Genomic DNA, 22574 nt, shown 5'->3' with positions numbered 1-22574 from the left:
CCAGCCTGCTGGCGATGTTTTTAGGCCTTTTCCCAAACTTCAAAGTTGTACGCTGGTTTGTCGCCTTCAGCTGGATTCAAGGTGTTGGACACCAATGTCCACTGCATCAAATCAAACTCCGGAAACCAGGCATCCCCCTCGGGGCTCAGCGCCACACGGGTCAGGTACAGGCGATCCGCCTGCGCCATGCCTTGGGCATACAGCTGCGCCCCGCCAATCAACATCACCTCATCGACGCCTTGCTGGTTCGCCCATTCCTGCGCCCGAACCACTGCGGACTCCAGCGACGGATAAACCTCGGCGCCGTCCAGCTGCAGACCGGCCTGGCGACTGACGACGATATTCAATCGTCCCGGCAGCGGGCGACCCAGGGAATCCCAGGTCTTGCGACCCATGATGATCGGCTTGCCCAGGGTGGTGGCCTTGAAGTACTTGAAGTCCCCCGGCAAGTGCCAGGGCATGCTGTTGTCGATGCCGATCACACGGTTTTCACCGAGGGCTGCGATCAGGCTGAGGGGGAGTGATTTAGTCATGTCGGCGAGGATACCAGAGCCTCAACTTCTCGCAACGCAGGCCCCCGACAAGCGCTGCAGCGGTTATGCTCACGGCTCAATTAAGCGACGGGATGCCGCGTGACTGAACTGACTAACCTCTGGCTGACTGAAACCATCCGCCTGCGCGAAGAACATGCCGGGGCCCTGGACGATCTTGAAGCCAATCGAATAGCCCGCAGCGAAGGCGGCGACCTGCCGACACGGATTCAACGCCGGGCCCTGTGGCTGGCGGAACGTGACGGGCTGAGCAGCGCCCTCAGCCATTGGCTGCAAGGTGCGCGACTGGCGCTGATTGTCCTGGCGGCACTGGCAGTGATCAGCGGCGCCGGCCTGGCGTTTGCCGCGCTGAGCGACGGGCAGATGCCGGTCAATGTGTTCTGGGCCTTGGGCAGCCTGCTCGGGCTCAATCTGATTTTGCTGCTGAGCTGGGCCCTGGGCCTGATGTTCGCCGGCGAACACGGCGCCAGTCTCGGTCGTTTGTGGCTGTGGCTCAGCGAAAAACTCGCCCGGGACGCCAAGGCCGCGCAACTGCCGCCCGCGCTGCTGCTGTTGCTGCAACGACACAAGCTCAATCGCTGGGCGATCGGCTTGCTGGTCAACGGCCTCTGGTTGCTGGCGATGCTTAGCGCACTGGTGATGCTGCTGACCCTGATGGCCACCCGGCGTTACGGCTTCGTCTGGGAGACCACCCTGCTTGGCGCCGACACCTTCGTCGCCATGACTCAAACCCTGGGTGCCCTGCCCGCCTTGCTTGGCTTCAACATACCGACGGTCGAGATGATCCGCGCCAGTGGCGATGCGGCGCTGAACATCGAAAGCGCCCGGCAAGCCTGGGCCACCTGGTTGGTGGGCGTGCTGGTGGTCTACGGGGTCGTTCCGCGCCTGCTCCTGACGTTGTTCTGCCTATGGCGCTGGAAAACCGGCCAGGCAAAATTGCACTTGGACCTCAACCTGGCCGGCTATGCGCAACTTCGCGAAAGGCTGATGCCCAGCAGCGAACGACTGGGCATCAGCGATGCTGCGCCCGAGCGGTTGCATCGGGTGCAAAGCAGCACCAGCGACTTGCAAAGTGAGGGCGCGCTACTGGTCGCTATCGAGCTGGACGATCAACGCCCGTGGCCTCCGCAGTTGCCGAAGAATGTCAGCAACGCGGGGATTCTCGACAGTCGTGAATCGCGCCACAAACTGCTCGAACAGCTCAGTCGGTTTCCCCCCGCGCGCCTGGCCATCGCCTGCGATCCACGCCGCTCGCCGGATCGCGGCAGCCTGGCGCTCATCGCCGAACTGGCTCGCAACGCCAGCGCCACACGTGTCTGGCTGCTGCAGGCCCCACCCGACGAGGCCCTGGATGCCGAGCGCCTGGGCGATTGGCATGTGGCGCTGCAACAGCTGGAACTGCCGTTCGCCGACAGCGCGCCATTGAACTGGCTGGAGAACGGTCATGACTGATTCGCGAAAAAACCCGCTGAAACTCGCGGTGGTGGGTCACACCAACGTCGGCAAAACCTCGTTGCTGCGAACCCTGACCCGGGATGTCGGATTCGGCGAAGTGTCTCATCGGCCCAGCACCACCCGCCATGTCGAAGGTGCGCGCCTGTCGGTGGACGGCGAGCCGTTGCTTGACCTGTTCGACACTCCGGGCCTGGAAGATGCCATCGCCCTGCTCGATTATCTCGAGCGCCTGGAGCGCCCCGGCGAGCGCCTCGACGGCCCGGCACGCCTGGCCCGATTCCTTGAGGGCAGCGAGGCCCGGCAGCGTTTCGAGCAGGAAGCCAAGGTACTGCGCCAGTTGCTCACCTGTGATGCCGGCCTTTATGTCATCGATGCCCGCGAACCGGTGTTATCCAAATACCGCGACGAGCTCGAAGTGCTGGCCAGTTGCGGCAAACCCCTGCTGCCGGTGCTGAACTTCGTCAGCAGCGCCAACCATCGTGAACCGGATTGGCGCGAAGCATTGGCGCGGCTGGGTCTGCATGCCCTGGTACGCTTCGACAGCGTCGCCCCGCCGGAAGATGGCGAACGTCGACTGTATGAAAGCCTGGCACTGCTGCTGGAGAACGCCCGGCCGCAGCTGGAACGCCTGATCGCCGATCAGCAAGCCCAGCGCCTGGCCCGCCAGCAGAGCGCCGCGCGGTTGATAGCCGAATTGTTGATCGACTGCGCCGCGTGTCGACGCAGCGTCGCCGCCGAGGCCGAGCAGGAACAGCAGGCGATCAGCGAACTGCGCAAGGCCGTGCGCCAGCGGGAACAGCGGTGCGTCGAAGCCTTGCTCAAACTCTACGCTTTCCGCCCGCAAGATGCCGCCGCCAGCGACTTGCCGTTGCTTGATGGCCGCTGGGGCGATGACCTGTTCAATCCCGAGACCCTCAAGCAACTGGGCGTTCGGGTCGGCGGTGGCATCGCCGCCGGCGCAGCCGCCGGTGCCGGTGTGGATTTGCTGGTCGGTGGTCTGACGCTGGGCGCCGCGGCACTGGCCGGCGCCATTGCCGGCGGCGCCCTGCAAACCGCGCGCAGCTACGGCAACCGCCTGCTGGGCAAGATCAAGGGCCAGCGAGAACTGACTGTCGACGACAGCGTGCTGCGGCTGTTGGCATTACGCCAGCGCCAACTGCTGCTGGCCCTGAATGCCCGCGGGCATGCAGCGCTGGAGAGCATCCAGGTCGCCATGCCACAGGACAAGACCTGGCGCGAAGGCAAGTTGCCGGAAGCACTGAACAAGGCCCGGGCCTATCCCCAGTGGTCGTCGCTCAACCCCCATGCGAAGTTGAATCAGGCGGAGCGGCAGGAGCAGATAGAGGTGCTGGCGCAGCAGCTTTAGACCTCTGGTTACTGTACAGCCCCTTTCGCGAGCAAGCCCGCTCCCACAGTGGATCGGTGTTGGACACACACTATGTGACCAACCCTGAACCAGGTGGGAGCGGGCTTGCTCAGGGCGGCGGTTCGACGAAGAAAGCAACGCGGTCCGTCTGCCCTAGATCACCAATAGCCGCAACGCCTTGGCCTTCAACACCGCCAGATCAATCACCGGAACATCCATCTCCTTGGCTAACTCATCCCACTGCCGCATGCGCAGGCTCACGGCGCACAAGGGATCACGCTCGAATGCCTCAGCTTCCTCAATGGACATCACCCCACCCTGATGCACCAGGGTCCGGCGACTGGCTTCACTCAATCGCTCGTAGTACCCAGGCTCCCTGAGGGTCAGATAACGCTTGGCCTGAACGTGATACTCGACCAGCCGCGCCAGGCGCTCGCTGAAACCTGCGCGCCGCAGATAATCGGCACCCAACTGCTCATGGCTGACCACGCCAAATCCGCCCATGTTCCTGGCGTCATCGGCAGCGCAGATATGCCCGATGTCGTGGAAGAACGCCGCCAGCACCACCTCATCGTCAAAACCTTCGGCCATGGCCAGTTCGGCGGCCTGTGACATATGCTCGATCTGCGACACCGGCTCGCCGATGTAGTCGCTGGCGCCGTAACGCTCGTACAGGGCGAAAACCTCGCCAATCACTTGCTCATTGCGCTCCATGATTATTCCCCCAGCAAGATCGCCACGTTGCGCTCAGCCATGGCCGGCCCGACGCTCATGCCGACCCCGCTGTGCATCAGCGCTGCACTCAACCCGCCGGCAGGACGCAGGAACGAAAAGGGCGCCGGCCCCCGTGAACCGTAGACGCCCTGCCAGCGCTCCACCACTTTGATCTTGCAGCCAAGCGTCTGCTCGGCCAGTTCGATCATGTAGTCATCCACCTGCTCGGCATTGAAGGGTGAGGCATCGTTGCCGTAATGGTGCGAGTCGCCAATGATCAATTCGCCGTAAGGCGTCGGGCTAATCAGCAGGTGAATGCCGTTTTCGTGCAAGTAGGGTGTTTCTCGCACAATCTGCGCCTGCACTGCCGCAGCTTCGGGCAGATCGGCAAAAGCACCGTAGTGCACGCAGCTCAGGCCGGTGAGCAGCGCATGTTGCAGGTTGAGGTTGACCTGCGGCCGCGCCCGCAGCATTTGCAGGCGACAGACTTGCGGGTTGAGCTCGGCGATGGGGCCGGCCAGCAGGGTCTGATAATCATGACCGGAGCAAACGATGATCTGCCCGGCACTGAATACCCCCGCAGTGCTGTGCACGCGGCCCGGTTCAATGTCGCGCACCAGCGTCGAAAAATGAAACTCGACGCCCAGCTCGCGGCGCAGGTAGTCGATCAATGCCGGGATCGCTTCCCGGGAATACAGTTGCTGATCCTCCAGGCCATGCAGCGCGGCCCGGTGATGGCGGAATTGACCGCCATACAAATCGCGTAGCGCTGAGCCGCGCAGCAGGTCGACGCGGTAATCGTGTTCCACCGCGCGGCCGGCACAAAAGGCTTCGAGCAAATCCTCTTCGGCTTCCGTGCGGGCGAACAGGTACGAGCCATTGCGCTTGAGCTGCAGCCCGGCAAGTTGCGCCCATTGGCCCCAGATATCACGGCTGGCCTTGGCCAGTTCGAGCATCGGGCCGGGTGGCTGGCCGGTGACCAGGGCCTGGCCGAAGTTGCGCACCGAGGCGCCCAGGGGTGTTTCGCTGCGTTCGAAAACGCTGACCTTGAGCCCGCGCCTGGCGGCGGCGTAGGCATGGGACAGACCCAGGATGCCGGCGCCGACGATCAGTATGTCGCTGTGTTGTGTCATGGGTTTTGTCCTGAATTCGAAGCCGCCTTCGCGGGCAAACCCGCTCCCACAGGTTCATTGGTGTTCACAACATCTGTGTTCACTACAAATCCCTATTGGAGCTGGCTTGCCAGGCCCCACAGGCTCTGTGGAGTTCACAGCATCTGTGTTCACTGCAGCTCCCACAGGGTTTGTAGTGAACGCCAAATTCGCGAACACCTCGAAACCTGTGGGAGCGGGCTTGCCCGCGAAGTGGCCCTGTCAGCCGATAAAGATCCTACTTGGCAGCCACTTTCTCGGACTTGCCGTCATAGCGCTTGCGCCACTCGGTCAGGATTTCGTCGCGATTCTTCGACGCCCAGGCAAAGTCGTTCTTGATCAAGCGCTGCTCGTAATCCGCCGGCAGCTCGGTCTGTGGCTTGGCGATTCCCGGCTGAGCCAGCACCGCAAAGTTCTCTTTATACAGCTCCATCGCCGCCGGACTGGCAGAGAAATCAGCCAGCTTCTTCGCCGCTTCTTCGTGCTGCGAGCCCTTGATCAGCGCGGTGGCTTCGATCTCCCAGCCAAGGCCTTCCTTCGGCAGGATGATGTCGAGCGGAGCGCCCTGGCGCTTGAGTTGAACGGCCGGGTATTCAAAGGAAATGCCGATCGGGAATTCGCCGGAGGCGGCGAGCTTGCAGGGCTTGGAGCCGGAGTGGACGTATTGCCCGATGTTCTGGTGCAGGTCGTCCATGTACTGCCAGCCCTGCTTCTCGCCGAAGGTTTGCAGCCAGGCGCTGACGTCGAGGAAACCAGTGCCGGACGACGCCGGGTTAGGCATCACGATTTTGCCTTTGTACTCAGGCTTGGTCAGGTCCTGCCAGCTTACCGGCTTGGTCAGCCCCTGTTTCTCGGCCTCGACGGTGTTGAAGCAGATGGTCGCGGCCCAGACATCCATGCCGACCCAGGCGGGTGGATTGGCGGCGTCACGGTAGTTGCCACCGATCTTGTCCAGGTCCTTGGGTGCATAGCTCTGCAGCATGCCTTGCTGGTCCAGAATCGCCAGGCTCGATGCCGCCAGGCCCCACACGGCATCAGCCTGCGGGCGGGCTTTCTCAGCCAGCAGCTTGGCAGTGATGATGCCTGTAGAGTCGCGAACCCACTTGATCCCGATGTCCGGGTTGGCTTTCTCAAATGCCTCTTTGTAAGTCTTGAGCTGTTCCGCTTCGAGCGCGGTGTACACCGTCAACTCGGTTTTCGCCGCAAAGGCGTTCAGGCTGAAAGCGGTGAGGACAGCAGCGGCCAGGGCCATAGGCTTGAACATGATGCAGCTCCTTTTATGGGGACAGATCTATTTTCCGGGCACGGTCTGCCGCCAGGCCTGGGAGCGACGCAGCAAACCGCGCGAGGCCCAGGCCAGCAGCAGGGACACGCCCGCCGAGGTGAACAGAATCAGGGTCGACATCGCGGCCGCACCGCCAACGTTGCCGGCGTCATCCATGTTCAGCACCGCCACCGCCGCGAGGATGGTGTCGGGGCTGTACAGGAAGATCGCGGCCGAGACGGTGGTCATCGCCGAGACGAACAGGTAGCGCACGATGTCCAGCAGCGCGGGCAGGCAGATCGGCACGGTGACACGCAGGTAGTGCCGATACAGCGGTGCCTTGAGCGACAACGCAGCGGCTTCGAACTCGCCATCGAGTTGGCGCAGCGCTGTGGTGGCGGTCATCTGGGCGGTGGTCAAATAATGAGCAATCGTGCACACCACCAGCAGCGTCATGGACCCGTACAGCACATGCAGCGGGTTGCCAGTGAGATTGAAGAAGAAGACATAACCCAGGCCGAGCACCAGGCCGGGCACCGCCATCGGCACAAAGCTGAGCATGCGCAAGGTCAGGTTCAGGCCGCGCTGGCCCTTGGTTTTTTCCATCAGGTAGGCGCCGGTGAAGATCAGCACGCTGCCGATCAGCGCTGTGCACACGGCCATCTTCACGCTGTTGCCGTAGGCCAGCCAGCCACCACCTGCCGTGTCGTTGAACTGGTAGTGATTGAGCGACAGCGACAGGTTGTACGGCCAGAATTTCACCAGCGACGAGAACACCGCCATGCCAAATACCAGCAACAGCACCGCGCAGATCAGCATCACGATCGCCAGGTAACACCTGTCTCGCAGGGGCGATGGCAGCGGTTTGAACACTTGCGCCCTACCGCTCATGGAGTCGCCGTGACGGCGACGCAACCAGGCGTCGACACCGAAGCTGAGCAGTGCCGGCAGCAGCAGGACCATGCCGATCAGAGCGCCACGGCCGAACTGTTGCTGGCCGACCACCGCCTTATAAGCTTCCAGTGCCAGCACTTGATAATCGCCGCCGACCACCACGGGCACGCCAAAGTCGGTAATGGTCAGGGTGAACACCAGGCAGAACGCCGCGAACACGGCCTGACGCGTCGCCGGCCAGGTGATGCTGCGAAAAGCTTTCGCCGGACTGGCGCCCATGCTGGAAGCCGCGTCGAACAGGCGCGCATCTGCCAATGACAGCGCTGACAGCAGGATCATCAAGGCATGCGGGAAGGTGTAGATAACCTCGCCCAGAACAATGCCCCAGAAACCGTAGATGTTGTCCGAGAGCAGGCCGCGCAACATGCCCTGGTTGCCGAACAGATAGACCAGGGCGATTCCCGGCAGCATTGAGGGCGCCATCAGCGGCAACAGGGAAATACCGCGCCAGACGCCTTTGCCTGGAATCAGCGTTCGTTGCAGCGCGTAGGCAAAGAGGTAGGCCAGCGGGACGACAATAGCCGCTACGCTGAGGGAAACTTTCAGGCTGTTGCCCAACAGCCAGTGGAAGTTCGCACTGGTTACCAACTCCCGGGCGGCGACCAGGCCACCGCCCTGCCCGGCCTCGGCGCTGAACCCGCGCCAGAAGATCGCCAGCAACGGCAGCAATACCGCGACGCCGAGCAATACCAGCAAAACCATTTTGCCGCCGACCACGAACAGCCGATCGCCGATCTCGGCCCGGGAAGTCTGCCGCACCTGCTTGTGCGGCATCGGCAGGGCGATGTTCGCGCTCATCAGGCGAATACCTGCAGGCTGCGCGGTGGCAAAGCCACCATGATCTGCTGCGCGCCAAGACGCGGCATGGCTTCAGGCGCCAGCTCGGCGAGCAGCGCATGGCCAGGCAATTGGTCGAGTTCGAAACTCATGCGGCAGCGGTTGCCGAGGAAAGTGATCTCGCGAACCTTGGCCGGGAACAGGTTTTCCTCATGCACCGTCGGGTTGACGCAGATGGCTTCAGGTCGGCAGAACAAGCGCCCCGATGCGGTTTTCGCGCCCCCCTCCGCCAGGCGCATGTTCATCCCGCCCACCTGGGCATGGCTGCCATTGCTGCGGCTGAACGGCAGCCAGTTGCCTTGGCCGACGAACTCGGCGACAAAGGGAGTCGCCGGACGGTCGTAGATTTCCTGCGCGGTAGCGTACTGCTCGACCTTGCCGTTGTTCATCACGGCGATGCGGTCGGCCATCAGCATGGCCTCGTCCTGGTTGTGCGTGACCATCAGGGTGGTAATGCCCAGGTTGCGCTGCAGCTGGCGCAGCTCGGTGCACAGATGCTCGCGAACCCGGGCGTCGAGGGCCGACATCGGCTCATCGAGCAGCAACAGCGACGGTGCCGGCGCCAATGCCCGCGCCAGGGCGACGCGTTGCTGCTGGCCGCCGGACAGTTGCCCGGGGTACTTTTTTTCACTGCCGATCAGGCCCACCAACTCCAGCATCTGCCCCACACGCTTACGCACTTCATCGCGACCACTGCCGGCTAGGCCATAGGCGATGTTTGCCTCGACGGTGAGATTGGGGAACAAGGCGTAGGACTGGAACAGAATGCCGTAGTCCCTGGCCTGGGGCGCCAGGTGGGAAACGTCGCGATCGCCCAGGTACAGCTCGCCGCTGTCCTGTTTCTCCAGGCCGGCGATGCAGCGTAGCAAAGTAGTCTTGCCGCAGCCCGACGGACCGAGCAGGCAAACCAGCTCGCCGGCTGCCACGTCGAGGGAAACGTTATCCAGCGCAGTGAACGCGCCAAAGCGTTTCTGCACGCCGCGCACTTTCATCGGGGCGCCGGGGTTGGTCAGGGCAGTTGCGATCGAGTGGTTCATGGACAGACCTCATAAAGCAGATGAGAGCCATCCTAGGGATGTAATGCGTACGTGATGTGGCAGTGAGGCAAAAACGGCTGATAGTGGTATTCAGGGATTTGGGTTGAAGTCAAAAGATCTCAGGCCGGCGCCATCTCTTGCGCCAACCCGAGAAACGCCGCCGGCAACCGCGCGCCCTTGCGCTCCTTGAGGCAGTACAGGTATTCAGGGATCTGCGGCGCATTCTCGATGGTCAACACCCGCAGTTGCGGATCATGCGGCACTTCCTGGCGGGCAATGATGCTGATACCGATATTGCGCAGCACTGCCTCGCGGATCGACTCCCGACTGCCAATTTCCAGCAGCGGTCCGAAACCCACGCCGGCACTGGCCAGCAGCTCTTCAGTCAGGCGCCGGGTGGTGGAGCCGGATTCGCGCATCAACAGGGTATGCCCGGCCAACGCGCTGAGCGGCACATGATCATGCACCGCCAGCGGATGATTGCGATGCACCGCCAGTACCAGTGGATCGGTACCCAGCACTCGACGGATCAATCGCGCATCATCCAGCAACTGCGAGGAAGCAGCGACGTCGACGCGGTACTCCTCCAGCGCCTCCAGCACCTGCTGCGAGTTGCCGATTTCCACCGACACTTCCACCTGGGGCAGGCGCTCGCGAAAGGTCTTCACCAGGTCGAGAATGTAATAAGGCGCAGTAGCCGCGATGCGCAAAGTGCCTTGAACCTGACCACTGTTGCGCAGGAAGAACTCGATGTCCGCCTCCTGCTGCATCAATGCCTTGACCATGGGCAGCAGCCGCGCCCCTTCATCGCTGACAGTGAGGCGGCGGCCACCGCGATAGAACAGTTCAACCGAGTACTGGCTTTCCAGATTGCGAATCTGGGTGGTCACCGTAGGCTGGCTCAGCCCGAGCTTTTTCGCCGCCTGGGTGATGCTGCCCAGGCGGGCCACCATATAAAACGCCTTCAGCTCCGCACTCAGCACACCCGATCCTCATCGCTTACTTGCGCAACAAACGCAAACCATTGAACACCACCAACAGGCTCACGCCCATGTCGGCGAACACCGCCATCCACATGGTGGCGACCCCGGCGAAGGTTACCCCAAGAAAGATCGCCTTGATTACCAATGCAAGGGCAATGTTCTGCTTGAGGATGCTCGACGTTTGCCGCGACAGGCGGATAAACGCGGGGATCTTGCGCAGATCGTCGTCCATCAGGGCGACATCGGCGGTCTCGATGGCGGTATCGGTACCAGCAGCCGCCATTGCGAAACCGATCTCTGCCCGAGCCAGTGCCGGCGCATCGTTGATGCCATCGCCGACCATGCCGACGTGATGGCCCTGTGCATAAAGTGCTTCGATGGCTTGCAGCTTGTCGGTTGGCAGCAGGTCGCCCTTGGCTTCGTCGATACCCACTTGCGCGGCAATCGCCTGAGCGGTGTGGACGTTGTCGCCGGTAAGCATCAGGGTTTTGATGCCCAGTTCGTGCAGTTGCCGGATCGCCTCGCGGCTGGACTCCTTGACCGTATCGGCCACGGCGAATAGCGCCAGCGGGCCGGACTTGTCGAGCAACAAGACCACCGATTTACCCTGTTTTTCCAGTGCAAACAGCTTCTCTTCCAGTTCCGGCGAGCAAAGATTCAGCTCTTCCACCAGCCGATGGTTGCCCAAATGGTAGACCTGACCGTTGATTTCACCGCGCACACCGCGACCAGCCAGCGCTTCAAAGTTATCCACAACCAGCGGCGCGGATTGTTTATCCACAGCCGCATTGGCGATGGCCAACGACACCGGGTGATCCGAGCGACCGGCCAGCGCCGCCGCAATCGCTGGGGCGGTTGCGTCAGCGGTTGGGTCAAGCGACAAATAATCGGTCTGCACCGGTTTGCCATGGGTGATGGTGCCGGTCTTGTCCAACGCCAGGTAATCGAGCTTGTAGCCGCCCTCCAGATAAACCCCGCCCTTCACCAGGATGCCTTTGCGCGCCGCCGCCGCGAGGCCGCTGACGATGGTCACCGGGGTGGAAATCACCAACGCGCATGGGCAAGCGACCACCAGCAAGACCAACGCCCGGTAGATCCAGTCGAACCAGGCGCCGCCCATGAATAGCGGCGCAATCACGGCAACGGCCAAGGCCAGCAGGAACACTGCCGGGGTATAGATTTTGGAGAACTGATCGACGAAACGCTGGGTCGGCGCCCGTGCGCCCTGCGCCTGTTCCACGGCGTGGATGATCCGCGCCAGCGTAGAGTTATTGGCCGCAGCAGTGACGGCATATTCCAGGGACCCTGCCTGGTTGATGGTCCCGGCGAACACCTTATCACCCACGGTCTTCTCGATCGGCAGGCTTTCGCCCGTGATCGGCGCCTGATCGATGGTGGAACTGCCCGACACGACTTCGCCGTCCAGACCAATCCGCTCGCCGGGACGCACCCGCACTCGCGCGCCGAGCTCGATGGTTTTGACGTCTTGCTCAACCCAGCGGCCGTCGGCTTGCTGCACCGTGGCCTGTTCCGGGGTCATCTGCATCAGGCCGCCAATGGCGTTGCGCGCTCGATCCAGCGACTTGGCTTCGATCAACTCGGCCACAGTGAACAGGAACATCACCATCGCCGCTTCCGGCCATTGGCCAATCAGGACCGCGCCGGTGACCGCGATGCTCATCAACGCGTTGATGTTCAGGTTGAGGTTCTTGAGCGCAATCCAGCCTTTTTTGTACGTAGTGAGGCCACCACTGAGGATCGAAACCAGCGCGATGATCGCCACCACCCAGTCCGGCGCGGCGTTGGTGAAGTGGATCACTTCTGCAGTCAGTGCACCCACACCCGACAGCGCCAGAGGCCACCAATGCTTTTTCTCGGGAATCGGCGCAGGCGTTTCGGCGCCCTGCTCCATCGGCTCGGCCACCATGCCCAGCGACTTGATCGCCTCGATGATCGGCGCCGTACTGGGCAGGTCATGGGTCACGCCCAGGACCCGATTGATCAGGTTGAATTCCAGTTGCTGCACACCTGCCAGTTTACCGAGCTTGTTCTGGATCAGCGTCTGCTCGGTCGGGCAGTCCATGGCATCGATGCGGAAACTGCTCAGGCGCGCGCCGTCGGTCGGCGTTTCGCTCAGCTTGATCAGCGACGGCGCAGCGGCTTTGGAAGCACAGCACGAGTCGCCATGGCTGCCATGGTCATGCTGTTGTACAGGCTGAAGCTTGGGGGCGTGATCATGATCGTGATCCGCGCCGGGTTTGTGGATGTGCTGGGAGTCGCTCATTGGTTTGCGTCCATGTAGGTGCCTGTTGCCAAGTAAAGACCCTGTAGCCACTATAGGGTCAAGCACCCATTTGGAGATTTGCAGCCATGAAGATCGGAGAGCTGGCCAAACTGACCGACTGCGCCGTGGAGACCATCCGCTATTACGAGCGTGAGAACCTGCTGCCAGAGCCCGCGCGCAGTGACGGCAACTACCGCGTATACACCCAGGCCCACGTCGAACGCCTGACGTTTATCCGCAACTGCCGCACCCTCGACATGACCCTGGAAGAGATCCGCAGCCTGCTGGCATTGCGCGACAGTCCGCAGGATCAGTGTGAAAGCGTGAATGCGCTGGTGGATGAGCACATCCATCACGTCAGGGCCCGGATCGAGGGCTTGCTGGCATTGCAGGCACAGCTTCTCGACCTGCGCCAACGTTGCGGCGAGGGACCAGGGAGCGAGCATTGCGGGATTTTGCAGCGGCTGGAGGTAAGTGGCGGGGTTGTCGCGACGGAAGTCGAGCCCTCCCATGTTGGCCGCAGCCACGGCCACTAAAAGCACCACCCATCCCCTGTAGGAGCTGCCGAAGGCTGCGATCTTTTGATCTTGCTGTGAATCAAGATCAAAAGATCGCAGCCTTCGGCAGCTCCTACGCAGAGAGATAACGGAGGCGTTAGACTGCCATAGGCGCGGTCATTGGCGCGTGGTGCTGATAGCCTTCCAGCGAGAAATCGCCAGGCTCGATCAGCTCCAGCCACTCAGGCTGATAAACACCGGTCTTGGCAAACTCCGGCACCCGGTCGCTGATCACCAGTTTGGGCATCGGGAACGGCTCACGCGTGAGCTGCTCGTTGAGCATGTCCAGATGGTTCTCGTACACGTGCGCATCACCGATGAAGTAGGTGAACCAGCGCGGTGTATAGCCGGTCAGGCGGCCGATCAGGCTCAGCAGCGCGGCGCCTTCGGTGAGGTTGAACGGCGTGCCCAGGCCCAAGTCATTGGAGCGGATGAAGAGGGTCAGGGAAATCTCCCTGGTTTCCACATTCGGGTGGAACTGGTACAGCAGGTGGCAAGGCGGCAGGGCCATTTCATCGAGCTGCGCGACGTTCCAGCCGTGGAACAGGATGCGCCGGCTACCTGGGTCCTTGATGATGGTGTCGATACACTGGCGGATCTGGTCGATCGCCTTGTACAGCACCACATAAGCCTCGCCGTCTTCTTCGCCCGCGGCGATCTGCCGATATCCCTGGCTCAGGGTCTGCTCGATCGCCGCCTGGTTGCTGACCGGGATCTGCTTGTATGCCGGCCATTTGCGCCACTGCACACCGTAGATCTCGCCGAGATCGTCTTCACCCTGGCGGAACGGGTTGGCCAGCCATTGCGCATTTTCGTTGGCGTTCTGGTCCCAGACCTTGCAGCCCAGGGCGCGGAATTCGGCGGCGTTGTTCACCCCTCGCAAGAATCCGCACATCTCGCCAATGGCCGATTTGAAGGCCATTTTGCGAGTGGTGATTGCCGGAAAACCTTCTTGCAGGTCATAACGCAGCATCGCACCGGGAAAACTGATGGTGTTCACGCCGGTACGGTTGGCCTGCTTGGTGCCGCTCTTGATGACGTGGGCGACCAGTTCGAGATATTGCTTCATGAGTTACCTGTGTCCTTGAGCCCGGGGCCCGAGCCCCGGGTTCGAATTTTATACTGCCGCTGCCGGAGTAGCCGGGGCGCGGTGATACGCCAGCCAGATCAGGAACAACCCGCCAACGATCATCGGTACGCACAGCACCTGACCCATGGTCAGCCAGTTCCAGGCCAGATAGCCCAGTTGCGCGTCCGGTACGCGGACGAATTCAACGATGAAGCGGAAGATGCCGTAGAACAGCGCGAACATCCCCGACACCGCCATGGTCGGCCGTGGCTTGCGGGAAAAAATCCACAGGATCGCAAACAGCGCCACGCCTTCCAGTGCGAACTGGTACAGCTGCGACGGGTGACGCGCCAGTTGCGCAGGATCGGTCGGGAACACCATCGCCCACGGCACGTCCGTTGCCTTGCCCCACAGTTCGGCGTTGATGAAGTTGCCGATACGGCCGGCACCCAGGCCGATCGGCACCATCGGTGCGATGAAATCCATCAGCTGGAAAAACGACTTGTTGTTCTTCTTGCCGAACCACAATGCCGCCAGCATCACGCCAATAAAGCCGCCGTGGAACGACATGCCGCCCTTCCACACTTCGAAAATCAGCGTCGGGTTGGCCAGATAGGCATTCAGATCGTAGAACAGCACATAGCCCAGGCGGCCGCCGACGATCACGCCCATCGACATCCAGAACACCATGTCGGAGAGCTTCTCCTTGGTCCAGGTCGGGTCGAAGCGGTTCAGCCGGCGGGACGCCAGCCACCATGCGCCGCCGATGCCGATCAGGTACATCAGGCCGTACCAGTGGATTTTCAGCGGACCGATGGCCAAGGCCACCGGGTCGATCTGCGGGTAAGGCAGCATTGCGACTCCTCGTTAGAGTTGAAACTTTCTAAATTCCCGGGCGACGCTGTCACGCCAGGATTAAGCCAGTATTGCGGAGCGCGTCAAAGCAGGAAGCTGAGCCCGACGCAGAACAGCAAAGCGGCAAACAGTCTTTTCAGCAATTTCGGCGACAGTCGGTGAGCCAGCCGCGCGCCCACCCGGGCGAAGAACATGCTGGTCAGGGCAATGCCCAGCAGCGCCGGTAAATAAATAAAACCGAGACTATGGGCCGGCAACAACGGATCGTGCCAGCCCAGAATCATGAAACTTAAAGCACTGGCCAGCGCAATCGGCAGGCCGCACGCCGATGACGTGGCCACCGCCTGCTGCATTGGCACGCTGCGCCAGGTCAGGAACGGCACGGTCAGCGAGCCACCGCCGATCCCGAAAATCGCCGAGGCCCAACCGATCACGCTGCCGGCCAGGGTCAGACCGACTTTGCCGGGCACCGTTCGGCTGGCCTTGGGCTTGACGTCCAGAGCCAGCTGCACAGCGATGACCAGCGCAAATACGCCAATAATCTTCTGCAGGTTCGGCCCGGAGATCGCTTCGGCCGTCAGCGCACCAAAGCCGGCGCCCATCAGGATACCCACGGTCATCCACGCGAAGATCGGCCAACGCACGGCCCCGCGGCGATGATGCTCGCGAACCGCATTGACCGAGGTAAAAATGATCGTCGCCAGGGATGTACCCACCGCCAGGTGAGTCAGGATCGACGCATCGAAACCCTGCAAAGTGAAACTGAACACCAGTACCGGGACGATAATGATGCCGCCCCCCACCCCGAACAGCCCGGCCAGTACGCCCGCACAGGCGCCCAGCGCCAGATAGAGCAGAATTTCCATGGCCATATCCCTAGCATCGTGAAATCAGGAGCGGCATGGTAACGGATGCGGGGGCCAAGGCTCCACTGTGCAAGGCGATGGATCGACGGACGATGACTGCGTACAGTGGAAAAAAATGCATGGGACCTTATTATGTGCCTGATTGTTTTTGCCTGGCGACCCGGGCATGCCCAGCCGCTGATCGTGGCGGCCAACCGCGACGAGTTCTACGCGCGTCCCAGCCTGCCCCTTGCGCAGTGGTCGCAAGCGCCCCAGGTGTACGCCGGTCGCGACCTGGAAGCCGGCGGCACCTGGCTCGGTATCGGCGCCAATGGCCGCTTCGCCGCGCTGACCAATATTCGCGATCCCCATCAGCCACCAGCGCGCAAATCCCGGGGCGAGCTGGTCGCACGGTTCCTCAGTGGCGACATACCAATTGATGATTATTTAACCGACGTTGTCGGACGTTCGGTTGAATATGCCGGCTTTAACCTGTTGGTTGGCAACAATCATGAGCTGTGGCACTTCAACGCCCGGGAGTCGGAGGCGGTGATGCTGCAGCCGGGAGTCTATGGTTTATCCAATGCCGGGCTCGACACGCCCTGGCCCAAGTTGCTCAAGGCCCGCTCGGCACTGGAAAGAGCGCTGGACGATCCACAGCCTGATGTTCTGCTCGCGCTGCTCAACGACCCGCAGACAGCCGACTTTGCCGAGCTGCCGGATACCGGGGTGGGGCTGGCAACCGAGGCGTTGCTGTCGAGTGTGTTCATTGCCAGCCCGACTTACGGGACACGGGCGAGTACGGCGCTGATTGTGCAGGCGGATGGCACGCGGCATATGGTCGAGCGGAGCTTCGGGCCGTATGGCGGGCATTTGGGGGAAGTGGAAATCAGGGTTTGATTTTGTCTTGCCTGTGCCGGCCTCATCGCGGGCAAGCCCGCGATGAGGCCATCAGCGGTTTAGAGCACCTTGGCAGTCGCCGGATTATTGATCCGCGCCAACCCAAGGTTCTTCAGCGCCAACTGCAACGAGCTGTGGATAACTTGCGGGTTGTCGATGGTCATCAGCTCTGCCAGCAACTCCTTGGCCTTGCTCAGATTGATCTGGCGCAGCATCCATTTCACCTTGGGCAGGTTGGTGGCGTTCATCGACAGGCTGTCGAAACCCATCGCCATCAACAACACCGCCGCCGCAGGATCACCGGCCATCTCGCCGCAGATACTCACCGGCTTACCCTCGGCATGGGCATCACGCACCACGTTCTGCAGCGCTTGAAGCACTGCCGGGTGCAGGTAATCGTAGAGATCGGCCACCCGCGGGTTGTTGCGATCCACCGCCAGCAGGTACTGGGTCAGGTCGTTCGAACCGACCGAAAGGAAATCGACTTGTCGCGCCAGCTCCTTGGTCTGGTACACCGCCGCCGGAATCTCGATCATCACGCCAATCGGGGGCATCGGAACATCCGTGCCCTCGTCGCGCACTTCACCCCAGGCCCGATGGATCAGGTGCAGGGCTTCTTCGAGCTCGTGGGTGCCGGAGATCATCGGCAACAGGATTCGCAGGTTGTTCAGGCCCTCACTGGCCTTGAGCATGGCCCGGGTCTGCACCAGAAAGATTTCCGGGTGGTCGAGGGTGACGCGAATGCCGCGCCATCCCAGGAACGGGTTGTCTTCCTTGATGGGGAAATACGACAGCGACTTGTCACCGCCGATATCCAGGCTGCGCATGGTGACCGGCTGCGGGTGGAACGCGGCGAGCTGCTCGCGATAGATCGCCAGCTGCTCCTTCTCGCTCGGGAAGCGCTGGTTGATCATGAACGGCACTTCGGTGCGATACAGGCCAACGCCCTCGGCGCCACGCTTCTGCGCCCGCGCCACGTCCGCCAGCAGGCCGGTGTTGACCCACAGCGGCATGCGGTGGCCGTCGAGGGTCACGCATGGCAGGTCTCGCAAAGAGTCGAGACCCAGGGCCAGTTGCTTCTCTTCTTCCACCACCTCGGCGAATTGCTTGCGCAGCACGTCACTGGGGTTGGTGTAGACCTCGCCACGATTGCCGTCGACGATCAGCTCGATGCCGTCAACCTTGGCGTATGGCAGGTCAACCAGGCCCATAACCGTCGGGATACCCATGGCCCGAGCCAGGATCGCAACGTGGGAGTTACCCGAGCCGAGCACCGAGACCAGGCCAACCAGTGTGCCTTCCGGAACCTCGCCGAGCATCGCCGGCGTCAGTTCTTCGCTGACCAGAATGGTTTTTTCCGGGTAGACCAGGTTTTGCTGGCGCTCCTCCTGCAAGTAAGCCAACAGGCGTCGGCCGAGGTCCTTGACGTCCGATGCGCGCTCACGCAGGTAGGCGTCGTCCATCAGTTCGAAGCGGTTGACGTGATCGGTGACGACCTGGCGCAACGCGCCTTGGGCCCACTGCCCGGTCTTGATCACGGTGGTGACTTCGTTGCCCAGCGCGGCATCGTCGAGCATCATCAGATAGACGTCGAACAACGCGCGCTCTTCCGGGCGCAGCTGGGTCGCAAGCTTGGCCGACAAGGCACGCATGTCGGCACGCACACCTTCGATGGCAGTCTTGAACAGCCCAAGTTCGGCATCGATGTCGGTAATGGTCTTGTCCGGCACCACATCCAGATCCGCCGGCGGCAGCATGACCACCGCCGTACCGACCGCCGCGCCCGGCGAACCGGGAACGCCGACGAACTTCGCCTCCTGGATGCCCTTGCCCTGGCGCCCCAGCCCTCGGATCGAGCCGGTGGCCTCGGCGTGGGCAATAACGCCGGCGAGCTGCGCGCTCATGGTCACGAGGAAGGCTTCTTCACCTTCATCGAACTGGCGGCGTTCTTTCTGTTGAATGACCAGCACGCCGACGACGCGGCGGTGGTGAATGATCGGCGCCCCAAGGAAGGAGGCGTAGCGCTCTTCCCCCGTCTCGGCGAAGTAACGGTAGCGCGGGTGATCCGCAGCGTTTTCCAGGTTCAGGGGTTCTTCACGCGTACCGACCAGGCCCACCAGACCTTCGTTCGGCGCCATGCTGACCTTGCCGATCGAGCGCTTGTTGAGGCCTTCGGTGGCCATCAGGACGAAGCGGTTGGTCTCGGGGTCGAGCAGGTAGACCGAGCAAACCTGGCTGCCCATGGCCTCTTTGACGCGCAACACAATAATCCCCAACGCCGCCTTGAGATCCTTGGCGGAGTTAACTTCCTGGACGATCTTGCGCAGCGTATTGAGCATGGCTCGGGGTCGAACTCCGTCGTCAGTCGCGCGTTAAAAGGCGCGGGGCAAGCTCTTTGAGAGCGCGTCGATACACCTCGCGCTTGAATGTCACCACCTGGCCCAACGGATACCAATAGCTGACCCAGCGCCAGCCATCGAACTCCGGTTTACCGGTCAAATCCATCCGCACCCGCTGCTCGTTGGAGATCAGGCGCAGGAGAAACCACTTCTGTTTCTGGCCGATGCACAGCGGTTGGCTGTGGGTCCTGACCAGACGTTGCGGCAAACGATAGCGCAACCAGCCCCGGGTACAGGCGAGAATTTCAACATCTTCGCGTTCCAGGCCCACTTCTTCGTTCAACTCGCGGTACAAGGCGTCTTCCGGCGTCTCCTGGGGATTGATTCCACCCTGGGGAAACTGCCAGGCATCTTGATTGATACGGCGAGCCCATAGCACCTGTCCGGCATCATTCGTGAGAATGATCCCGACATTGGGGCGGAAACCATCGGGGTCGATCACGGCAACAACCTCGCAAACGCATGTCGTCGCATTGTTCCACAAAGGTTGTGAAGGCAGCAACGAGCCGGCCTACCTTATGTGCACTCTTGTGAAAAGTCCGTATTCTGGACGCCTTTCTACAGACTTTTCAGCGAGTAACTGCAATGCGGCTGGCTTTATTCGACTTGGACAACACACTTCTGGGCGGCGACAGCGACCACGCCTGGGGCGATTACCTGTGCGAGCGCGGGTTCCTCGACGCGGTTGCCTACAAGACACGCAACGACGAGTTCTATCAGGATTACCTGGCCGGCAAGCTCGATAACGCCGCTTACCTGAACTTTTGCCTGGAGGTCCTGGGCCGCACCGAAATGGCCACGCTGGCGCAATGGCACCAGGACTACATGCGCGACTGCATTGAGCCGATCGTGTTGCCCAAGGCTATCGAACTGCTGGCCAAGCACCGCGACGCAGGTGACAAGCTGGTGATCATCACCGCGACCAACCGTTTCGTAACCGGGCCGATTGCCGAGCGCCTGGGCGTTGAAACCCTGATTGCTACCGAGTGCGAAATGCTCGACGGCCGCTACACCGGGCGCAGCACCGACGTGCCGTGCTTCCGCGAAGGCAAGGTCACCCGATTGAATCGCTGGCTGCAAGAGACCGGGCATTCGTTGGACGACAGCTATTTCTATAGCGATTCGATGAATGATTTGCCGCTGCTGGAGCAGGTGGCGAATCCGGTGGCGGTTGATCCGGACCCTAACTTGCGGGCTGAGGCCGAGAAGCGCGGTTGGCCGGTGATCACCCTGCGCGACTGAAGATCAAAAGATCGTCCGAAGGCTCGGGCCGCGTTCGGACGATCTACTCGGGCTAAACCGGCTTAGCGCCCATTAACCCCGCAATCGCGACCAGGCAAACAAAACTGAACAGCGCCAAGGCAAAGGTAAATCTGCCATTACCCCCCGGCGCCTTGCGCAATTTGTTCAGCCGCACCAGCAGCCAGAACCACCCCAACGCCGCCAAGGTATAAAGCACACTGGAGGCCAGCAGCCAGGTCTGCCCCAAGGGCCAGCCCACCAGGTGCACCATCCACCAGCCGGTGAATGGCATGCTCAGCAGGGCCAGGCCCATCAGCAGCCAGACAAACACCCGTGGCCGCTGCAAGGTGCGGCTGCCCGCCGTGGCGTCGCCACCGCGCCGCGCTTGCCACACCCAGATCCCCAGGCCCAGCGCACAACCCAGCAATATCGCGGTCGCCGCAGTGTGGGCCATTTTCAGGGCGGTTAACGTGTCCATTGTTCGATTTCCTTATGGCTTGCCCAACAGCGTAGTCGCTCAGCCCAGAAACAGCAGATAGGCCGGATTGTCGCTTTCGTCCCAATACGGATAGCCGATTTCTTCCAGCGCCGCAGGCACCAGGTGACGCTCGTCATGCGGTACCTGCAGCCCCGCGACCACTCGGCCGTCCGCAGCGCCGTGGTTGCGATAATGGAACATCGATATGTTCCAGCGCCCGCCCAGCTTGTTGAGGAAGTTGAACAGCGCGCCCGGCCGCTCCGGGAATTCAAACCGCAGAATCACTTCATCGACCACATGCGCGGCACGACCGCCCACCATGTGACGGATGTGCAACTTGGCCAGTTCGTTGTCGGTCAGGTCGAGCACCGGAAAGCCCTGCTCGCCCAGGCTGGCAATCAGCGCGCTGCGCGGATCGGTGTCCGGATGCGTTTGCACCCCGACAAAAATATGCGCTTCGCTGCCGGTGTTGTAGCGGTAGTTGAATTCGGTGATCTGGCGCTTGCCGATGGCTTCGCAGAACGCCTTGAAGCTGCCAGGCTTCTCGGGAATGGTCACGGCGATGATGGCTTCGCGACCCTCGCCCAGCTCGGCTCGCTCGGCGACGTGGCGCAGGCGGTCGAAGTTGACGTTGGCGCCGGAGTCGATGGCCACGAAGGTATGGCCGGTGACACCATGCTGTTCGACGTACTTTTTGATCCCGGCCACGCCCAGCGCGCCGGCGGGCTCGGTGATGGAGCGGGTGTCGTCGTAAATGTCCTTGATTGCCGCACAGATTTCGTCAGTGCTGACGGTGATGACTTCATCGACGTAGTCTTTGCAGATGTCGAATGTGTGCTGGCCGATCTGCGCCACCGCCACACCGTCGGCGAAGATGCCCACGGTCGGCAAGACCACGCGTTCACCGGCAGCCATGGCTGCTTGCAGGCAATTGGAATCGTCCGGCTCGACGCCGATGACCTTGATTTCAGGTCGAAGGTATTTAACGTACGCCGCAATACCGGCGATCAGCCCGCCACCGCCGACCGGAACAAAAATGGCATCCAGGCGCCCCGGGTGCTGGCGCAGGATCTCCATGGCCACCGTGCCCTGCCCGGCGATGGTATGAGGATCGTCGTAGGGATGAATGTAGACGTAGCCTTTTTCGTCAACCAGTTTCAGCGAGTAGGCCAGGGCTTCCGGGAATGAATCCCCGTGCAACACGACCTTGCCGCCGCGCGAGCGTACGCCTTCGACCTTGATTTCCGGGGTGGTCTTGGGCATCACGATGGTCGCTTTCACGCCCAGTACCTTGGCCGCCAGGGCCAGCCCTTGGGCATGGTTGCCGGCAGAAGCGGTGACGACACCGCGCGCCCGCTCTTCCTCGCTCAGTTGGGTGAGCTTGTTGTAGGCGCCGCGGATCTTGAACGAGAACACCGGTTGCAAGTCTTCGCGCTTGAGCCAAATGCTGTTGCCCAGCCGCTCGGAGAGCTGGCGAGCAGTCTGCAATGGGGTTTCTACGGCAACGTCATAAACGCGCGAGGTGAGGATCTTCTTGACGTACTGTTCGAGCATCGGAAAGCATCACTGAGCGGGTTGGGCAGGACCAACGAGTCTAACCCGGCTTCGCGCCACACGACCACACCCCAATCCA

At 61.8% G+C, this 22574-nt stretch carries 20 protein-coding genes; 5 read left to right on the top strand and 15 right to left on the bottom strand.

Going from position 1 to position 22574, the window contains the following annotated elements; genetic code table 11:
* Nucleotides 1–20: 20 nt before the first annotated feature.
* Entirely contained in the window at nt 21–533 is a 513-nt protein-coding gene (locus tag AAEZ09_RS06960) for a dihydrofolate reductase (protein ID WP_350598794.1), read from the bottom strand.
* A 99-nt stretch (nt 534–632) separates the two neighbouring features.
* Between AAEZ09_RS06960 and AAEZ09_RS06955 the strand changes: the two genes are divergently transcribed.
* Together AAEZ09_RS06955 and AAEZ09_RS06950 are read left to right on the top strand one after the other, a co-directional pair.
* Nucleotides 633–2003, top strand: a complete 1371-nt coding sequence (locus AAEZ09_RS06955; protein WP_350598792.1) for a DUF2868 domain-containing protein — start codon at nt 633–635, stop codon at nt 2001–2003.
* A complete protein-coding gene (locus AAEZ09_RS06950; protein ID WP_350598790.1) occupies nt 1996–3372 on the top strand; it encodes a GTPase/DUF3482 domain-containing protein in 1377 nt (458 codons plus the stop codon). The genes AAEZ09_RS06955 and AAEZ09_RS06950 overlap by 8 nt, the downstream gene beginning before the upstream one ends.
* A 153-nt stretch (nt 3373–3525) precedes the next feature.
* Here the strand turns inward: AAEZ09_RS06950 and AAEZ09_RS06945 are convergent, their stop codons facing one another.
* From AAEZ09_RS06945 to AAEZ09_RS06915, 7 genes are all read right to left on the bottom strand, one after another.
* Nucleotides 3526–4086, bottom strand: coding sequence for a phosphonate degradation HD-domain oxygenase (locus AAEZ09_RS06945; protein WP_350598788.1), 561 nt, complete (start codon nt 4084–4086; stop codon nt 3526–3528).
* A 2-nt stretch (nt 4087–4088) separates the two neighbouring features.
* Nucleotides 4089–5219: a TIGR03364 family FAD-dependent oxidoreductase gene (locus AAEZ09_RS06940; protein ID WP_205892038.1), complete on the bottom strand. Its 1131-nt coding sequence runs from the start codon at nt 5217–5219 to the stop codon at nt 4089–4091.
* A gap of 256 nt (nt 5220–5475) precedes the next feature.
* A complete protein-coding gene (locus tag AAEZ09_RS06935; protein ID WP_045059787.1) occupies nt 5476–6501 on the bottom strand; it encodes a putative 2-aminoethylphosphonate ABC transporter substrate-binding protein in 1026 nt (341 codons plus the stop codon).
* A 27-nt stretch (nt 6502–6528) separates the two neighbouring features.
* Nucleotides 6529–8253, bottom strand: a complete 1725-nt coding sequence (locus tag AAEZ09_RS06930; RefSeq protein ID WP_350598786.1) for a putative 2-aminoethylphosphonate ABC transporter permease subunit — start codon at nt 8251–8253, stop codon at nt 6529–6531.
* Nucleotides 8253–9329 (bottom strand): putative 2-aminoethylphosphonate ABC transporter ATP-binding protein, encoded by a 1077-nt coding sequence (locus tag AAEZ09_RS06925; RefSeq protein ID WP_045059785.1) that lies wholly within the window; start codon nt 9327–9329, stop codon nt 8253–8255. Before AAEZ09_RS06925 ends, AAEZ09_RS06930 begins: the two co-directional genes overlap by 1 nt.
* A 119-nt stretch (nt 9330–9448) precedes the next feature.
* Nucleotides 9449–10312, bottom strand: coding sequence for a LysR family transcriptional regulator (locus AAEZ09_RS06920; protein WP_045059784.1), 864 nt, complete (start codon nt 10310–10312; stop codon nt 9449–9451).
* A gap of 16 nt (nt 10313–10328) precedes the next feature.
* On the bottom strand, nt 10329–12596 hold the full coding sequence (locus AAEZ09_RS06915; protein WP_350598783.1) for a heavy metal translocating P-type ATPase: 2268 nt from the start codon (nt 12594–12596) through the stop codon (nt 10329–10331).
* An 86-nt stretch (nt 12597–12682) separates the two neighbouring features.
* Here AAEZ09_RS06915 and cadR point away from each other — a divergent pair, with 86 nt between their 5' ends.
* Nucleotides 12683–13132, top strand: coding sequence for a Cd(II)/Pb(II)-responsive transcriptional regulator (cadR, locus tag AAEZ09_RS06910; protein ID WP_045059782.1), 450 nt, complete (start codon nt 12683–12685; stop codon nt 13130–13132).
* Nucleotides 13133–13250: 118 nt separating this feature from the next.
* On the opposite strand, the gene AAEZ09_RS06905 is transcribed toward cadR, so the two are convergent.
* From AAEZ09_RS06905 to AAEZ09_RS06895, 3 genes are all read right to left on the bottom strand, one after another.
* On the bottom strand, nt 13251–14222 hold the full coding sequence (locus AAEZ09_RS06905) for a thymidylate synthase (RefSeq protein WP_350598780.1): 972 nt from the start codon (nt 14220–14222) through the stop codon (nt 13251–13253).
* 48 nt (nt 14223–14270) lie between these two features.
* Entirely contained in the window at nt 14271–15077 is an 807-nt protein-coding gene (gene lgt, locus AAEZ09_RS06900) for a prolipoprotein diacylglyceryl transferase (protein ID WP_045059780.1), read from the bottom strand.
* Nucleotides 15078–15160: 83 nt separating this feature from the next.
* Nucleotides 15161–15943 carry a sulfite exporter TauE/SafE family protein gene (locus AAEZ09_RS06895; RefSeq protein ID WP_045059779.1) on the bottom strand — a complete coding sequence of 261 codons (783 nt, stop codon included), beginning with the start codon at nt 15941–15943 and terminating at the stop codon, nt 15161–15163.
* 132 nt (nt 15944–16075) lie between these two features.
* On the opposite strand from AAEZ09_RS06895, the gene AAEZ09_RS06890 reads away from it, so the two are divergent.
* Nucleotides 16076–16822 carry an NRDE family protein gene (locus AAEZ09_RS06890; protein WP_045059778.1) on the top strand — a complete coding sequence of 249 codons (747 nt, stop codon included), beginning with the start codon at nt 16076–16078 and terminating at the stop codon, nt 16820–16822.
* Nucleotides 16823–16881: 59 nt separating this feature from the next.
* Here AAEZ09_RS06890 and ptsP read toward each other — a convergent pair whose 3' ends face one another.
* Entirely contained in the window at nt 16882–19161 is a 2280-nt protein-coding gene (ptsP, locus tag AAEZ09_RS06885) for a phosphoenolpyruvate--protein phosphotransferase (RefSeq protein ID WP_045059777.1), read from the bottom strand.
* 22 nt (nt 19162–19183) lie between these two features.
* A complete protein-coding gene (locus AAEZ09_RS06880) occupies nt 19184–19663 on the bottom strand; it encodes an RNA pyrophosphohydrolase (protein ID WP_007945562.1) in 480 nt (159 codons plus the stop codon).
* A gap of 143 nt (nt 19664–19806) precedes the next feature.
* Between AAEZ09_RS06880 and AAEZ09_RS06875 the strand changes: the two genes are divergently transcribed.
* Nucleotides 19807–20463, top strand: coding sequence for a histidinol-phosphatase (locus AAEZ09_RS06875; RefSeq protein ID WP_045059776.1), 657 nt, complete (start codon nt 19807–19809; stop codon nt 20461–20463).
* A gap of 52 nt (nt 20464–20515) precedes the next feature.
* Here AAEZ09_RS06875 and AAEZ09_RS06870 read toward each other — a convergent pair whose 3' ends face one another.
* A complete protein-coding gene (locus AAEZ09_RS06870; protein WP_350598776.1) occupies nt 20516–20941 on the bottom strand; it encodes a DUF2269 domain-containing protein in 426 nt (141 codons plus the stop codon).
* Between the two features lie 39 nt (nt 20942–20980).
* Nucleotides 20981–22495 (bottom strand): threonine ammonia-lyase, biosynthetic, encoded by a 1515-nt coding sequence (gene ilvA / locus AAEZ09_RS06865; RefSeq protein ID WP_122841104.1) that lies wholly within the window; start codon nt 22493–22495, stop codon nt 20981–20983.
* Nucleotides 22496–22574: the final 79 nt, after the last annotated feature.

The organism is Pseudomonas sp. 65/3-MNA-CIBAN-0223, assembly GCF_040310425.1.
In the GTDB taxonomy this organism is placed as follows: domain Bacteria; phylum Pseudomonadota; class Gammaproteobacteria; order Pseudomonadales; family Pseudomonadaceae; genus Aquipseudomonas; species Aquipseudomonas gregormendelii.
This window is presented reverse-complemented; position numbering and strand designations above follow the sequence as displayed.

Bases quoted from the DNA above. Each gene is read 5' to 3' on its own strand.
- AAEZ09_RS06960 (WP_350598794.1), bottom strand. From the start codon at position 533: ATGACTAAATCACTCCCCCTCAGCCTGATCGCAGCCCTCGGTGAAAAC.
- AAEZ09_RS06950 (WP_350598790.1), top strand. From the start codon at position 1,996: ATGACTGATTCGCGAAAAAACCCGCTGAAACTCGCGGTGGTGGGTCAC.
- AAEZ09_RS06945 (WP_350598788.1), bottom strand. From the start codon at position 4,086: ATGGAGCGCAATGAGCAAGTGATTGGCGAGGTTTTCGCCCTGTACGAG.
- AAEZ09_RS06940 (WP_205892038.1), bottom strand. From the start codon at position 5,219: ATGACACAACACAGCGACATACTGATCGTCGGCGCCGGCATCCTGGGT.
- AAEZ09_RS06935 (WP_045059787.1), bottom strand. From the start codon at position 6,501: ATGTTCAAGCCTATGGCCCTGGCCGCTGCTGTCCTCACCGCTTTCAGC.
- AAEZ09_RS06930 (WP_350598786.1), bottom strand. From the start codon at position 8,253: ATGAGCGCGAACATCGCCCTGCCGATGCCGCACAAGCAGGTGCGGCAG.
- AAEZ09_RS06925 (WP_045059785.1), bottom strand. From the start codon at position 9,329: ATGAACCACTCGATCGCAACTGCCCTGACCAACCCCGGCGCCCCGATG.
- AAEZ09_RS06915 (WP_350598783.1), bottom strand. From the start codon at position 12,596: ATGAGCGACTCCCAGCACATCCACAAACCCGGCGCGGATCACGATCAT.
- cadR (WP_045059782.1), top strand. From the start codon at position 12,683: ATGAAGATCGGAGAGCTGGCCAAACTGACCGACTGCGCCGTGGAGACC.
- AAEZ09_RS06905 (WP_350598780.1), bottom strand. From the start codon at position 14,222: ATGAAGCAATATCTCGAACTGGTCGCCCACGTCATCAAGAGCGGCACC.
- lgt (WP_045059780.1), bottom strand. From the start codon at position 15,077: ATGCTGCCTTACCCGCAGATCGACCCGGTGGCCTTGGCCATCGGTCCG.
- AAEZ09_RS06895 (WP_045059779.1), bottom strand. From the start codon at position 15,943: ATGGAAATTCTGCTCTATCTGGCGCTGGGCGCCTGTGCGGGCGTACTG.
- AAEZ09_RS06890 (WP_045059778.1), top strand. From the start codon at position 16,076: ATGTGCCTGATTGTTTTTGCCTGGCGACCCGGGCATGCCCAGCCGCTG.
- ptsP (WP_045059777.1), bottom strand. From the start codon at position 19,161: ATGCTCAATACGCTGCGCAAGATCGTCCAGGAAGTTAACTCCGCCAAG.
- AAEZ09_RS06875 (WP_045059776.1), top strand. From the start codon at position 19,807: ATGCGGCTGGCTTTATTCGACTTGGACAACACACTTCTGGGCGGCGAC.
- AAEZ09_RS06870 (WP_350598776.1), bottom strand. From the start codon at position 20,941: ATGGACACGTTAACCGCCCTGAAAATGGCCCACACTGCGGCGACCGCG.
- ilvA (WP_122841104.1), bottom strand. From the start codon at position 22,495: ATGCTCGAACAGTACGTCAAGAAGATCCTCACCTCGCGCGTTTATGAC.